Consider the following 13,782-nt stretch of genomic DNA (forward strand, 5'->3'; position numbering starts at 1 on the left):
TATCTTTAGCCGATGAAACATTTTCTCCCAGCGATTGTCTTTACCATTGTCCATCTGTGCTGCGGCGCACAAACCAGCCGGCAACCCAATATCCTGTTCATCATTTCGGACGACCATGCCTATCAAACGATCAGCGCATACGGAAGCAAACTGACCCAAACGCCGGGTATTGACCGGCTTGCCCGGGAAGGTGCATTGTTTACCAATGCCTACGCAACCAATTCGCTCTGTGGCCCCAGCCGGGCAACCATTCTTTCCGGCAGGTACAGCCATCTGAACGGGTTCAGGGACAATATGCAATCCAACTTCAATTTCAACCAGGATCTCTTTGTAAAGCAGCTGCAGGCGGCCGGTTACCAAACAGCCTGGGTGGGCAAAATGCATCTTGGGAACAACACCCCACAAGGATTCAACTATTATGAAATACTCCCCGGACAGGGTGAATACTACAATCCGGATTTCATCTCATCGGGGGGCACCCGCAAACGGTATGAGGGTTATGTATCCAACGTTATTACACAGCTGTCTGAACAGTGGCTGAACGACCGGGACCCCAATAAACCTTTTTGCCTGGTTGTAGGCCATAAGGCAACCCACCGGGTATGGATGCCGGACCTGCAGGACCTGGGGGCTTTTGACCGGCGGACCTTTCCCCTACCGGCTACTTTTTATGATAACTACGACACCCGCAAAGCAGCACAGGTGCAGGATATGACCATTGAAAAAACCCTGCGCCTGGCCCAGGATCTGAAAGTGTTCCCCTCCCGGGAAGCTGAAAATAAAATGCGCGCCATCAGCCGGATGACGCCGGAACAGCGAAAAAAATGGGATGCCTATTACGATGGGATCAAACAGGAATTCGTGGCAAAGAAATTATCGGGGAAAGCGCTGACCGAGTGGAAGTTCCAGCGCTATATGAAAGACTACCTGTCCACCGCAAAATCACTGGACCGGAACATCAATGCGCTGCTGCAATACCTGGACAAACATGATCTGGCCAAAAATACGATTGTTATTTATATGTCGGACCAGGGTTTTTATATGGGCGAGCACGGCTGGTTCGACAAGCGGTTCATGTATGAAGAATCCTTCCGGACCCCCATGGTCATGCGCTATCCGGGCGTGATCAAACCCGGCACAAAGATCACCGATTTCATCATGAACCTGGATATGGCGCCTACACTGATACAGGCCGGTAAGGGAAATGTGCCGGAAACCATGCAGGGCCTGTCCTTTCTGCCGCTTTTGAAAAAGCAGGCCTACACACCGCGAAAGGCCATGTATTATCACTATTACGAAAACGGCGAACATTCCGTTTCCCCTCATTTCGGGATTAAAACAAAGCGGTATAAGCTGATCCGCTTCTACAAAAAAGTGGCTGCATGGGAGCTGTTCGATCTTCAAAAAGATCCGCATGAGCTAAAAAACATTTATGACGACCCCGCATCTGTTAAAATTGTGGCGGATCTTAAGAGCCAGCTGGCGGCGTTGATCGATCAATATAAGGATGCGGAGGCCAGGGTCATCTTTGATACGCCGGTAGCGGATTAATTCCTCCTGTCGAGGCCCCAGATCAGCTTGGTCTGCAATGTTTGCAGGAAATTATTCTCGCTCAGGCGCACCAGGGATATCGTGAAGGACTCTTTCTTTACGGCAAGCGATACATTCCTGGTAACGATCTCTTTCCTCGAATCCAATGCGCAGATGATGTCTTCTGACCGGCTCTCTATATCGAATGAAATGATGCTGTTGTCGTTCACTACGAGCGAGCGCATATTGAGGTGATGCGGAGCTACGGGCGTAATGACGAAATTACCCGAGTCCGGAAAAACGATGGGGCCGCCGCAGCTCAGGGAATATCCTGTGGAGCCGGTGGGTGTTGCCACCACCAGGCCATCGGCCCAGTACACATTCAGAAATTCGCCGTTGATATAGGTATGGATCTTCAGCATGGAAGCGGTATCTCTTTTGTGTATGGCAAATTCATTCAGCCCAAAGGGTTTCTCTCCAAACAGGGGCATATCTGCATCCAAATGTACCAACGTACGCTGCTCGGTCACATACGTTCTTAAGGCCAGCGATTTTATGGCCAGTCTCAGGTTATCGCGGCCAATGCTGGAGAGGAACCCCAGTCTGCCAAAATTAATGCCCATAATGGCAATGGGCTTGTCCATGATCAGCGCTACGGTGTCCAGCAAGGTACCATCGCCGCCCAGGCTTACAATGCATTCCACATCCATAGAGAGGTCTGCTGTCTTTTCAAAAACCCGGGTCTGCGCATCCAGCCCCATGTCTGCCTGTATTTCCTCAAAAAAAGGACGGAACACGGTATAGCTGAGACCATAGGCGTCCAGTTCCTGAAAAAATGTTCTTACATCTTCCAGCTGCAACTGGTCAATACCCCGGCTGTAAACGGCTATTGTCATTCTAAAAAACATCCTCCTTCTTCTGTAAATATATACCGTTTTCGCCTAAATGGTTGTAAGAGAACTCTACTTTTAAAGTAACGTTGTTAATCGTAAAAATATCAAACCCGATACCACCGCCAAACAGGAGCCTGTTAGGTAACCTGTTACCCGGCCCGGGATGCGGATTGTACACATAGCCCGCATTACCGAATATTTTGCTGTAAATTTTGAGCGGCACGGCTTCGGGAAACTGCCGTCTTAGAAAAGGGAGGGAAAAGCTAAAATTGGTGAGCCTTGTGGCCAGGGAGGCATTCACGAAACCGCCGGCTACCCCGTCGATCACATAGTATTCGTACCCCCGCAGGAACATGTCGCCATACCCCAGCAACTGCTGGTTGTAATAAGGTTGTTTAAACGGAACTTTTATCGTACCGCTGGCGCCCAGGCTATAATAGGAAAGCCTGCCCAGCCGCCAGTAGCCTACGCTTTTTGCGGTTAGCTGCCAAAGGTTCATGGAGTTATTAAATCCCTGTTTGGATACGAAGATCTCCGCCGCATGACCCTGGGTAGGGTAAGGCGTATAGTCTACATTCTCATAACGCATCCGGTAGTACAGTTCTCCGTATTTTATCTGCCTGCCGCTGTGATTGATCACATTGGGATTCAGACTGAATACCGTATCGCCCAGCCGGAGGGAATGAAAGCCCAGGCCAAAGTAATGTGTCGTATAGATCTTTTTCCGGTAAGAGAACTCGAGCTTACTGTCGAAAAAGTTTCTCAAAAAACCGGAGTCCTTTATAAACTGCTGTTTGTCGTTGACGGTATTATACAGCACTTCATGGTTTTTTCCCAGAGCTACCTGAACATTGATCCCCCATTTTAACTTTTTGTCGATATAAGGCCGCTGGTAACCAAAGCTCAGCTGCCTGGTATAACCCGTTATAAAATAAAAACGCAGCTTATCATTACTACCTGTTACATTGTCCCACAGCAGTTTCACACCATAATCGACCCTCGCAGTACTGGCTCCCTTTTCAAACAGCCATTGGTTCAGGTTCCGGTCTACCGGTTTAAAATAGGGAAACGGCAGCAGGTACAATTTCTCCGTTACCCTGATTCTGATGTCTACATAAGGCGGGTCAAACAGCAATACCGATACATTTCCTTTCTGGAACAGGTTCAGGTTCAGGATCCGTGTTTTTGCCAGTTCAAAGAGTTCCGGCACATTTTTCAGCAGGATGGAATCCCCTTTTTTAAAGGGCAGTTCTCTCAGCAGGATGGTATCCTGGGTTTTCCGATTCCCCTCAAATACAATATTCCGGATGATGAATGCCTGATCCATGGAATGCGGCAGGCTGTCAATTTTCGGGTCGTTTTCTGTAACGGGGGAAGCCTTATTGATATCTTTTGCGCCCGCAGCAGTCGTATCGACCTGCGCAAATATAGCGGAGTAACACCCTGATAAGATAAGGATAAGTGGGAGAAAACTATTTTTCAGGGACAACATTTTCACATCAAAAGATAATTACGGGTGCTATATATTCAGGTAGTTCATCAGGTTCTCGTAATTCTCCTTTAGTTCGTTTGTGTATAATTCTTCCCCAAAATAATACTTAACAAGATAATCATACCGTTGGAAACTACTCACAATATCCGAGACCTCCAGTTTATTAATACGAATCGTAACTTCAAGTACACTCCGCTCCCGTATACGCCGGGTATTCAATTGTGTGATCCGGGCATCGTTCGCCTCTACAATCTTTGTTATTTCGGAAAACGAATATTGATTCGAGTCAATTTCCAGCACTATCAGTGCCCCGGGGTCCTGGAGCTGCAGAAAATCCGCCACATATTCTGCAAGGGTGCCGGATTCGATGGCGCCCATAAAATTGTTTTCTTTATCTACCACCGGCACCACCGATAAGTGATGGGCGCTGGCCAGGGCGAACGCTTTCAAAAAATGCTCATCTTCCTTTACCGAGTAGTTGCTTAACGGTTGTGGCATTTCCCCGATCGAAAGTTCATCATCCACATCCAGCAATACGTTTTCATTAACCAGTCCGGCCAGCTTGCCTTCGTTGGTCACTGCAAGGTCTACTACATGGTGCTCCTGCATCAGGCTCAATACCTGATAAACCCGGTCCGACAATTTTAATTGTGGCAATGCCTCAAATGATAAATCTTTAACTAACATGATGCTGCCTGCCTTTACAGGTTAGACCACTTTCAGGAGACTTTTGTTGCAACCGCCCCCAGTCTTTGTAAAAAATTAAGCAAAATTTTATTAAACTCAGCAGGGACTTCCATCATGGGCGCGTGGCCGCATTGGTCAATAAAATGAAGCTCGCTGTTGGGAAGGAGTTTTTTAAACTCTTCGGCTACAAATGGCGGGGTAATATTATCATTCCTGCCCCATATCAAAAGCGCCGGGATGGTGATCCTGTTCAACTCCTCCCCCAGATTATTGCGGATGGCGCTTTTGGCCAGGGCAATGATCTTGATCACTTTCAGCCGGTTATTGGTAATGTCAAACACTTCATCCACCAGTTCTTCCGTTGCCATTGCGGGGTCATAGAATGTGTATTCAGTCTTTTTCCGGATGTATTCCCTGTCGCCCCTTTTGGGATAACTGTCGCCCATCCCATTCTCAAAAAGCCCCGAACTTCCGGTAAGGATCAACGACTTCACTACCTTGGGCTCGTTCCTCAAAAGATATACCAGGCCTACATGCCCCCCCAATGAATTTCCCAGCAGGTGTACATTATCGTATCCGCGGGTCTCTATAAATTTATGCACATATTTGGCCAGGCCGCTTACGCTGGTATTCAGGATATCCATTTCCAGCAGCGGAAGCATGGGTACTACTACCTTAACGTGATTTTTAAAAAAATTGATCAGATCACTAAAATTGCTTAAAGCTCCAAACAAACCATGCAACAGCACCAGCGTTTGTCCCTCGCCTTCCTCAATGTATCTAAACTTATCGTGCTGTTTTATTTCGTATTCCATTCCTTAGTTATAGCAATATAGCTGCTAATATATTGATTTTAATAATGAATCAAGATGTTAATTTATATAAAAGTATTGAATTCTATAAAAAAAATACCGGGAAAACAATAGTTAAATTATTAATTTTTCAACTAAAAAACTGTTCCAGTTGCTCAAACAGGTTCCGGAATGCAGGAATCAGGATGCCGATGGTATCGATTACCCGTTTTCCAAACTGCTGTATGAAACCAAAAGTAGCAGACCCCGCAACTGTGGTATCCGGCAGCAAATGCAGTTGATTAAGATAAAACAGAAGGATCGCATAAACCGCAACATAAAGCATGGCAAACAGCAAAATACCTCCTAACCGGTTCACCCATCCGAGCATGATCTTTTCTACAGAAAACTGAAGCAATTTCGCCAGCCACTTTACCAGCAGGACCACCCCCAGCAATACCACCACAAAAGCAACAACCGGCAGCCATTTGTCGGACAACTTTACGATCGTACCAATTTTACCGGCAACTACAGAGGATAGCTTCATTGCCGCGGCCAGGCCAATAACAAGCGCCAGGCAAGAAAAAAGCCCAACGATCAACCCTTTTCGGTACCCTTTAAAAACGGCCAGGCATAAAAGAATTACAAAAACAAGATCAATGATCATCCAGTGATCTTATTTAGCCAGCAGTTCTTTCACCACTGCTGCGATTGTTTTTCCATCGGCTTTACCGGCCAGCTCTTTTGATGCCTGTCCCATCACTTTTCCCATATCCGCGGGACCTGTGGCACCCGTTTGTGCGATAAACGCCGCGATAAGGGGTTTGAGCTCATCGAGACTGAGCTGTGCCGGAAGGTAGCGTTCCAGCACTTCTATTTCTTCCTTTTCCTTTTGGGCCAGGTCCGGCCGGTTTTGTTTTTCAAAGATCTCCAAAGAGTCCCGGCGCTGCTTTACCAGTTTCTGTACCAGCTTGATTTCATCATCTGCAGACAGACTTTCTTTGGCTCCTTCCGCCGTTTTAGCCAGCAATATGGCTGCTTTTACGGCTCTTAAGCTGCGCAATGCCACTTCTTCCTTCGCCAGCATGGCTTTTTTTATATCTTCATTAATGGTTTGTTCTAATGACATGTTATTGAGATTTGAGATTTCGGATTTGAGATTTCAGCTATCAGCATTCAGTGCTCAGCGTTACGTTGCTTTCTGTTGCTCCAATTGTTTTTCCTGGAATCTTTTATAAAACTCCTGCGCAAAATCTTTCATTTCTTTTACCTGATCGTGATACTGGGTGGCGCGGCCATACGTATCGGCCATGGTCATCAGCGACTGGTAAAAGAAATCCGCCATTTCATCAACCATCATTTCTTTGGTCCACAGATCGATCCGCAATGCAGCCTTTTCTGCTCCATCCCATAAGGACAACATGATGGCCTTGGCCCTTTTTTCTTTTTCGGCCGTACTGGCGGTGGCGTTCCAGCTTATTTCAGACGGAATTTTATCTTCGTCCAGTTCAACATTTATTGTGATCGTAGATTTCATGTTTGTGATCTGTTAGAAACCGCAAATGTAAGCATTCGGCTTCAGGCCTGCAACAGGCGTTTTTTCAGAAGCTCCAATCCGGCCCCGGGCACCAGCTTTACGGGGTTTCCGGAGCGCTGCTGCAAAAATTGCCGGCGCAGCGCTTCATTTTTATACAGCTCCATCAGCTGACTGCCAAGCGAGGCTTCATCTGCTGCGTCAAATAAAAAAACACCGGTACCGAGCCGTTCTCTTTGCGATACAGGAGCAATAACAGGAACATCGCTGACGAGCGCTTCGCAGGCCACTGCAGGAAACCCTTCATCTTGCTGGAAGGTAACGGCGGCATAGGCCGCACCAAGCGCTGCTGTATAACCCGCCGCCCCGGAGCTTTCAAAAAGGACCACATCCTCCCGGTATTTGTAGGTGTCCAGGGCGTTAAAGACCGCACCGAAAGCAGATCCGGGATGATGCCCTCTTTGAGTGATGACCAGCTTCCAACCGGATTGCTGCATCTTTTTAAACCGGGAAAAAGCTTTGAGGAGCGTTCGCAACTGTTCCCCGCTCCAATGCACATCGGCGCAGATAAAGAATTCCCGGCCTTCCGTTACCCGGTCTTTAAATGCAAACTGCCCGGCAGCTTCCAGCGGCTTTATCCCCGGCGTCAGCAGCCCTTCTACCACGATGATCCTGTCCGGAGCCAGGCCGCTTCTTTTTACCATCGCATCCCTAAGAGCGCCGGAACTGACCACGATGCCTGCTAATTTTTGCAGGGCTGGAAAATCTGTTTGTGCATGTATCGCTGTGTCCTTCATCAGCAGGAACTGCGGAACCCGCGTCCGGAGCACATCCTTTGCATCCAGCAACAGCAGGGCCCGGGTCCTGCTTTTCTTTAGCAGCCGGGGAAGGATCCGCTTTTTAACCAGCAGCCGGCGCCAGAAACCGGCTTTTTTTTCCGAAAGGGCAACTACCCGGATACCAGGATACACTTCCGGGAACCCTGCTGTCTTTTCCGGAGAAAAGACCAGGAGCTGCTGGGGCAAATACTGCTGCAAAGCGTTAATTATCAAAATATTGTTCGGATCAAAAAAATGATCATTTTTTAAATTCCGGCTATAAACTGCTACTGGCACGACGGTATCCTGGATTAGATGAAATTTCTGTTCAAATAAACTGAATTTGTTTATCTTTGTATTCAGCTGCAAAGGTATAATACGTATCCGGAATATTTGAACTTACATACATTTGAGCGATCCCAAACATTTTTATGGAATATAATACAACAAGGAATCAACTGATCATACGGGAGTATGGCCGTAATGTGCAGAAGATGGTAGAATACATCCTGACCATTGAAGACACCGAAAAAAGAGAAAAAAATGCCCAGGCTGTTATTGAGCTGATGGGTATCCTGAACCCTTCTTTGAAGAACGTAGAAGATTACAAACATAAATTGTGGGACCATCTTTTCCAGATCTCCGATTTTCGGCTGGAAGTGGATGCCCCCTATCCGAAACCTACCCCGGAAGAGCTGAGGGCCAAGCCTGATCCCATCCCTTACCCTACCCGCAGCTCCAAGCTGGCGCACCTGGGATCCAACCTCGAAGGGCTGATCGAAAAGGCGCTGGCGGAAACAGACCCTGATAAAAGGCAGGGCTTTGCCAATAGCATTGCCTATTACATGAAACTGGCGTATAGCAACTGGCACAAGGAAATAGTGCACGATGATGCCATCCAAAGTGAACTGAGCGATATCACGAACGGTCAGCTCACCTTTACCAATACGCCCAGTGTAAAAGTATTCCGCCCGGAGAACAACCGCGACAGGGAACGCAGCAATTTTAACAATAAACGCAACAAGTTCCAGCAACGGAACGGAAACGGTGGCAACGGAAACAACAATAACAACCGCCGCAACGGGAACGGGAACAGCAATTTCAAAAAGAAGCGCTTTTTATAAATTGATGGCCTGATGCTCAGGTCAGATCTTTTTTTAAAAAAGGCCGGTCTCCCGGTCTTTTTTATTTAACAGAATCTTTGAGCGCCTCTTTTTTAAAAAACAACTATTTTCGTCAGAAGCTGTTTAAATATAAATTTTTTCAACCATTAAGACCTGTTCAGTCGCTTGTGTTTCTTAAGGCTTCTTAACCCCTTAATGGTTGCTGGTGTTCGAATGGGTATCTTCGTTCAGCTGCCGGTCAAAAACTTAAACTGTTTCTCAAACTTATCTTAACACAAAACACAGTCAACATGAAAAAGCTACTACTGCTTATGGCAATGGGTGTTACCATTACCGCCGGGGCACAAAATGACCTTGCAAAAACAGCAATTCCTTCATCTCCGCTCCTCTTAAAAGATCCGCAGTTGAAAACAAGCTTCCAGGTTCAAAGTCCCGTTTATTTCCGGGCAGAAAAAAACGCTGAGCGCTGGCAAAAGCTAAGAAGGTCCGGCATTATTTTAACCAGCGGAGGCATTGCCTGCATCGCCGGAGGTATAGCGCTGATCGCTGCCGGAGAAGATCAAAGCAACAACGGGTATGACTATTATACTACTGACACCCCCGGCGAAGCAAAAATTGTGGCGGGAGTAATGGGCATTGCCGGCGGCATTACCGCCCTGGGCGGCGGCATTACCATGTGGGCCATTGGCAATAACCGGCTGAAAAAATATTCAAAGCGGATGTCTTTGGACATGGGCAGCCGGTCCGCAACGTTTGCCTATAAATTTTAAGATCTATAGGTGCCAGAAAGATAAGATAAGGCCTGGCTGCGATTATAGCCGGGCCTTATCTATTTTGATAGCTGCTTTTCCTGGCCAATGGCGGCACGCAGGGCGTATTCACAAAATCATTTAATGTAAGGTTTTTTATGGCCGCTAAAACGGCCGCTTCCCATGCCCGGATGAAGACCGCACATTGAACAGTCCCTTATATATTTTTCCGTTTGGTTGCCCGATAATAATACAGAAGAGAGGCCCGATTACAGCTGTAACCAGGCCTCTCTTCCATCCTGTGATATTCTATTTCAATGACAGCAAGAAACCAATGGTAAAGTTTGCATCCCAGTCAAATACAAACGTATCGCAATTGGTCGCGTCCCTGATCGCTTTGTAAATGTTCACGCCGCTTTTTGTTTTTGCCTTATCAGGACGATAAGATTCCGGATCATTCAGCACTGTGTACCGCTCTTCCCCCTTCCGGATCTCTTTTGCCAGCTCAAAGGGAACACCGCCCAGGATAAAACATACTTCCCGTTTATCAGAAGGAATCTTTGCAGCCTCGGTTTTCACCTCGTTATATATCGCATCATCTTTTAACCCCTTCTCATAATACTTGGCCCCCGGTGTTTCCAGCGCCTGTACAGCCCCGCCGGTGCCCACCCAGGAGATCTTGGTATTGCCGGAACCAATATCCGCCACAAAAGCATTATCATTGTAGGCCCTGGGCAATACCGACTTCAGCGCCAGCTTACCTTCCTGATCCGGCGTTACCAGATTGACCACATAGCCCATCTTTTTTAACTCGGAGGCAATAATCTTCGTTTTGGGCTCTTTCTGCGCCCCGGAGCTGATCACAAAATGTACATTTTTTGAGCGTACTCCCTTATCAAACATATCACCGATGTATTTTTTCAGACCGGCGCGGATGTCTTCCGTGGTAGCCATTCCTTCATAGGCAAAGGACTGGCCAAAATCTTTCGATACGATCTCCCAGCGTTTTTCAGCATCCATATTTATGATGAAAGAATTAAAGCCGGAAGCTCCTACCTCTACCACACCCTTCAGTTCGCCATTCACTGGCTTTTCCGGCTCATAGTTAAACGTTCGCCCGGAGGCAGAAGACGTTGTTGATTCCGAGGGACGAACATCCTCACCGCCTTCCCCGGCTGTAGTGGCAGTTGTTTGGGCCGCTGCGTCATCGTGGCTGTTAAATACCCCGCTTTTATACCCCCAATAGCCGATCAGGAAAATGGGAATGGCAATAATAAACGCTTTAATAGGCCAGCGCAAACGCGACCAGGTTGATCTTTGTTCCATAGTATGTGTCTGTGTTTTGTTGTTTGATTAATCCAGCAGCGAAAAGCCTCTGTCCACCTTTTCTTCGGACTTCAGCTCGTAACCGGCATCGGCCATTTCCGTCACGTTCAGCACTTTCAGATTGCGTTCATCTACTTTTTTGATAAACGCTTCCAGCTCGCTTTGGGAAGGCGTTCCGCCTACGGTAATGTTGTTGTTCTGATCCAGGAAATCCAGGTTGGACCGGATGGAAGCAATGTTCTGGCTAATGGCTCCCGTAGCCGCGTTCATAGCTTCCTGGAAGGCCCATCCGTCTTTAATGTTAAACACATCCGCAAGTCCTTCGGTGGCACTTTTCATTTTCTGGGTAGCTTCCAGCTTCTTTGCTATGATGGAGATACTGCTGTTCAACGTGCTGACGTAGATCCGGGCGGCACTCTCGTTGTCCTTTAACACTTCCAGCACTTTGCTGAACTGGTTGGCATATTGGGCATAGCTGCGGGCATTTTGCTCCTCGGACTCGCCCTCTTTACCCAGCAGGAACGCTTTGGTCCGGGTTTCTTTCGCATCCCGGTTCAACGCGTTGGCTTTTTCGTTGCTGCCGCCGGCCGCTGCCTGTTTTGCTTTCTCTTCAAGGTCAGCGGCTTCTGCAGTAAAACGTCTTGCATACTGATACTTTTCTTCCGCCGTTTTTTGCGCATTCTCACCGCTGGCGATCATGTCGATGCGCACACCATCCACATTGGCAATTTTGTTCTTTACCCTTTTCAGTGTGTCTTTTGCATCACGCTCCAGCAATTGAAGCGTTTCGATCGGGTTCTTCCGTATAATTTCCTTCTCCCCCTTAAACAGCAATACGGTTCCCAGCCGGTGCAACAGGGAAACGATCTTTGGTGCCAGCAACAACAGGGTGATCAGCAGGATACCAAAGATCACCAGCAATACGCTTTTCTGCGCATAGTCCAGCAATACCGGCAGGTACTTGAAAAATGCAAACGCACCGCCGATCACCAGTGCCCAGAAAAAAATGGAGGAGATCGTCTTCTTTCCTTCGGGTGTCATTACCTGGGCCGGTAATTTATCGCCCAGCACCTGAAAAATAGGCAGCTGACTTTTGATCTCTGCCGGGATGTTTATTACCTGTGCTTTTTCTGCCATATGTCAATTTTAGTTTATGTTCTGTTCAATAATCGCGATCGCTTTTTGAATATCATTGACCACTTCATGCACGGCGGCCCTACCAACGGATATTTTCTGATCGATATCCTGCAACTGATCTTCATATTTTCCATCCAGTTTTTTGTAGGACTGTTGTTTTGAGGATAATTGGGTCTGCAATTCCCTGATCTTTGCTTCCAACCCGCCCATTTCTTTTTCAAGCAGCTGTTTTTCGCTCACCAGGCTATTCTGAACCGTTTGTTTCTGATATTGTTTTTGCGTCACATCCTGGTCAATAACCTCCTGTATTTTCACAGCATAGTTCCGTGCACTGCTTAACAGTTTCTCTTTGGTGAGTGATTTGTCCACATATTTCAGCGAAGTAAATGCGGCCTTGATCGAAACGGCATCTATCGCTCCCATAGCTGCAGCCGCATTCCAGACCTCGAAAAAATCCAACCCTTCTTCATTTAATTTTTCAAGCAGGTCCAGCACCTTTCCCTTCATTTCCTTAAGATCGGAACCAGGGACCGACGATGCAGTAACCGGTTTTGTATAAACGGGAACGGGGGTTACCGCCGCAGACTCCGGTGTTTTTTCGGGTGCGGCCGGTGGCGTGGGAGCGGGTTCCGGAGTTCCGGGGTGCTCATCTTCAAAAATCAGTCTTTTAATATTCCGGAGGATTCCGAAGCTACTCTTGCCAGGCTTTGTATCCATATTCAATAAATCTAAGCTAAAATACAAAAACTACACAGAAAAAGCGGTACCCCGGCGGCGAATGGAATGCCGTCGCCGGTAAGTTGCTAAAAAGAGGGCGCCGGCTCCGGGATCCGGCCGGTTTTAACAGGTGTAAGGTAAAAAATTAAATAAAATAGAAACTAATTATTGTTTTGCGATAATTAATTATATCTTTACAGAAATAATTAGTCAATGCAAAAAGTTCGTATCCTTGCCACGGGCCTGCTATACTTATCAAGACTGCTGGCCATTCCTTATCTGGCCACTGCTTTGTATATTATTATTTGCTTCCTGTTCCCGCATCAGCTGGTGCATCCGGTAGATGGCGGGCAGCATTTTGAGTTGCACTATCCGTTTACGGCCATAGCTTTTTTAAGGGGTGATGAATACCGGTTTATCTATATTTTCGAAATGTTTGCCTTTATCGGTTTATATGGCGTTTTTTTCTGGATGCTTGGCAATATTTTTAAAACATTCCGGGAACAGAAATTTTTTACCACAAAAGGTGTGCGACGGCTGAAAGTGTTTTACCTGCTCAATTTCCTGGCTCCGATCCCTTTCCTGGTACGGCATCTGGCCGATAATTACGAAGTGGCCATTATTGTCATTCTTGCCGTACTGCATTGGGTATTGGGCATCTTTGCTTATTTTATGGCCGTTATCTTCAGCCGGGGTGTACAATTGCAAAACGAACAAGACTTAATTTTTTAGACCATGCCAATTATCATAAACCTTGATGTAATGCTTGCAAAACGTAAGATGCAATCAAAGGAATTGGCCGAAATTTTAAACGTTACACCAGCCAATTTATCCATATTAAAAACAGGCAAGGCCAAGGGCATTCGCTTCGACTCGCTGGAGGCCATCTGTAAAGCACTGAAATGCCAGCCTGGGGATATACTGGAATATATAGAAGAAGAAAGCTAAATCCATCATAGCAGCACTGGATAAAAAAAATGCGGC

The 13,782-nt window shown here is 47.0% G+C and carries 16 protein-coding genes; 5 read left to right on the forward strand and 11 right to left on the reverse strand.

Annotated features, from left to right (window positions below):
• Window positions 1–12: 12 nt before the first annotated feature.
• Window positions 13–1,551, forward strand: a complete 1,539-nt coding sequence (locus B160_RS0123060) for a sulfatase family protein (protein ID WP_018630316.1) — start codon at window positions 13–15, stop codon at window positions 1,549–1,551.
• On the opposite strand, the gene B160_RS0123065 is transcribed toward B160_RS0123060, so the two are convergent.
• The 8 genes from B160_RS0123065 to B160_RS0123100 form a co-directional block, all read right to left on the reverse strand.
• Window positions 1,548–2,426, reverse strand: coding sequence for an NAD kinase (locus B160_RS0123065; protein WP_026309966.1), 879 nt, complete (start codon window positions 2,424–2,426; stop codon window positions 1,548–1,550). The two genes, B160_RS0123060 and B160_RS0123065, sit on opposite strands and share 4 nt — an antisense overlap.
• A gap of 1 nt (window position 2,427) precedes the next feature.
• Window positions 2,428–3,915, reverse strand: coding sequence for a POTRA domain-containing protein (locus B160_RS0123070; protein ID WP_018630318.1), 1,488 nt, complete (start codon window positions 3,913–3,915; stop codon window positions 2,428–2,430).
• 27 nt (window positions 3,916–3,942) lie between these two features.
• Window positions 3,943–4,602 carry a CBS domain-containing protein gene (locus tag B160_RS0123075; RefSeq protein ID WP_018630319.1) on the reverse strand — a complete coding sequence of 220 codons (660 nt, stop codon included), beginning with the start codon at window positions 4,600–4,602 and terminating at the stop codon, window positions 3,943–3,945.
• A gap of 32 nt (window positions 4,603–4,634) precedes the next feature.
• Complete coding sequence (locus B160_RS0123080) at window positions 4,635–5,417, reverse strand: alpha/beta fold hydrolase (protein WP_018630320.1); 783 nt, start codon at window positions 5,415–5,417, stop codon at window positions 4,635–4,637.
• A 127-nt stretch (window positions 5,418–5,544) separates the two neighbouring features.
• Window positions 5,545–6,060: a CvpA family protein gene (locus B160_RS0123085; RefSeq protein WP_018630321.1), complete on the reverse strand. Its 516-nt coding sequence runs from the start codon at window positions 6,058–6,060 to the stop codon at window positions 5,545–5,547.
• A 9-nt stretch (window positions 6,061–6,069) separates the two neighbouring features.
• A complete protein-coding gene (locus tag B160_RS0123090) occupies window positions 6,070–6,522 on the reverse strand; it encodes a GatB/YqeY domain-containing protein (protein ID WP_018630322.1) in 453 nt (150 codons plus the stop codon).
• 60 nt (window positions 6,523–6,582) lie between these two features.
• Window positions 6,583–6,930 (reverse strand): gliding motility protein GldC, encoded by a 348-nt coding sequence (gldC, locus tag B160_RS0123095; RefSeq protein ID WP_018630323.1) that lies wholly within the window; start codon window positions 6,928–6,930, stop codon window positions 6,583–6,585.
• A 41-nt stretch (window positions 6,931–6,971) separates the two neighbouring features.
• The gene (locus B160_RS0123100; protein WP_157558200.1) at window positions 6,972–7,964 is read right to left on the reverse strand and encodes a glycosyltransferase family protein; all 993 of its coding nucleotides are present in this window, start codon (window positions 7,962–7,964) and stop codon (window positions 6,972–6,974) included.
• A gap of 212 nt (window positions 7,965–8,176) precedes the next feature.
• Between B160_RS0123100 and B160_RS0123105 the strand changes: the two genes are divergently transcribed.
• Complete coding sequence (locus B160_RS0123105; protein ID WP_018630325.1) at window positions 8,177–8,869, forward strand: DUF4290 domain-containing protein; 693 nt, start codon at window positions 8,177–8,179, stop codon at window positions 8,867–8,869.
• Window positions 8,870–9,159: 290 nt separating this feature from the next.
• Entirely contained in the window at window positions 9,160–9,639 is a 480-nt protein-coding gene (locus tag B160_RS0123110; RefSeq protein WP_040680356.1) for a hypothetical protein, read from the forward strand.
• A 288-nt stretch (window positions 9,640–9,927) separates the two neighbouring features.
• On the opposite strand, the gene B160_RS0123115 is transcribed toward B160_RS0123110, so the two are convergent.
• Genes B160_RS0123115 through B160_RS30865 form a run of 3 tightly spaced genes read right to left on the reverse strand, consistent with a single transcriptional unit; the run spans window position 9,928 to window position 12,798 of the window.
• The gene (locus B160_RS0123115; protein ID WP_018630327.1) at window positions 9,928–10,944 is read right to left on the reverse strand and encodes a hypothetical protein; all 1,017 of its coding nucleotides are present in this window, start codon (window positions 10,942–10,944) and stop codon (window positions 9,928–9,930) included.
• 27 nt (window positions 10,945–10,971) lie between these two features.
• Window positions 10,972–12,081 (reverse strand): hypothetical protein, encoded by a 1,110-nt coding sequence (locus B160_RS0123120; RefSeq protein WP_018630328.1) that lies wholly within the window; start codon window positions 12,079–12,081, stop codon window positions 10,972–10,974.
• A 9-nt stretch (window positions 12,082–12,090) separates the two neighbouring features.
• Window positions 12,091–12,798 (reverse strand): hypothetical protein, encoded by a 708-nt coding sequence (locus B160_RS30865; protein WP_018630329.1) that lies wholly within the window; start codon window positions 12,796–12,798, stop codon window positions 12,091–12,093.
• 213 nt (window positions 12,799–13,011) lie between these two features.
• On the opposite strand from B160_RS30865, the gene B160_RS0123130 reads away from it, so the two are divergent.
• A complete protein-coding gene (locus tag B160_RS0123130; protein WP_018630330.1) occupies window positions 13,012–13,530 on the forward strand; it encodes a DUF2975 domain-containing protein in 519 nt (172 codons plus the stop codon).
• Between the two features lie 30 nt (window positions 13,531–13,560).
• Complete coding sequence (locus B160_RS0123135) at window positions 13,561–13,746, forward strand: helix-turn-helix domain-containing protein (protein ID WP_245562268.1); 186 nt, start codon at window positions 13,561–13,563, stop codon at window positions 13,744–13,746.
• Window positions 13,747–13,782: the final 36 nt, after the last annotated feature.

Origin of the sequence: Niabella aurantiaca DSM 17617, assembly GCF_000374125.1 — a bacterium.
Lineage (GTDB): Bacteria > Bacteroidota > Bacteroidia > Chitinophagales > Chitinophagaceae > Niabella > Niabella aurantiaca.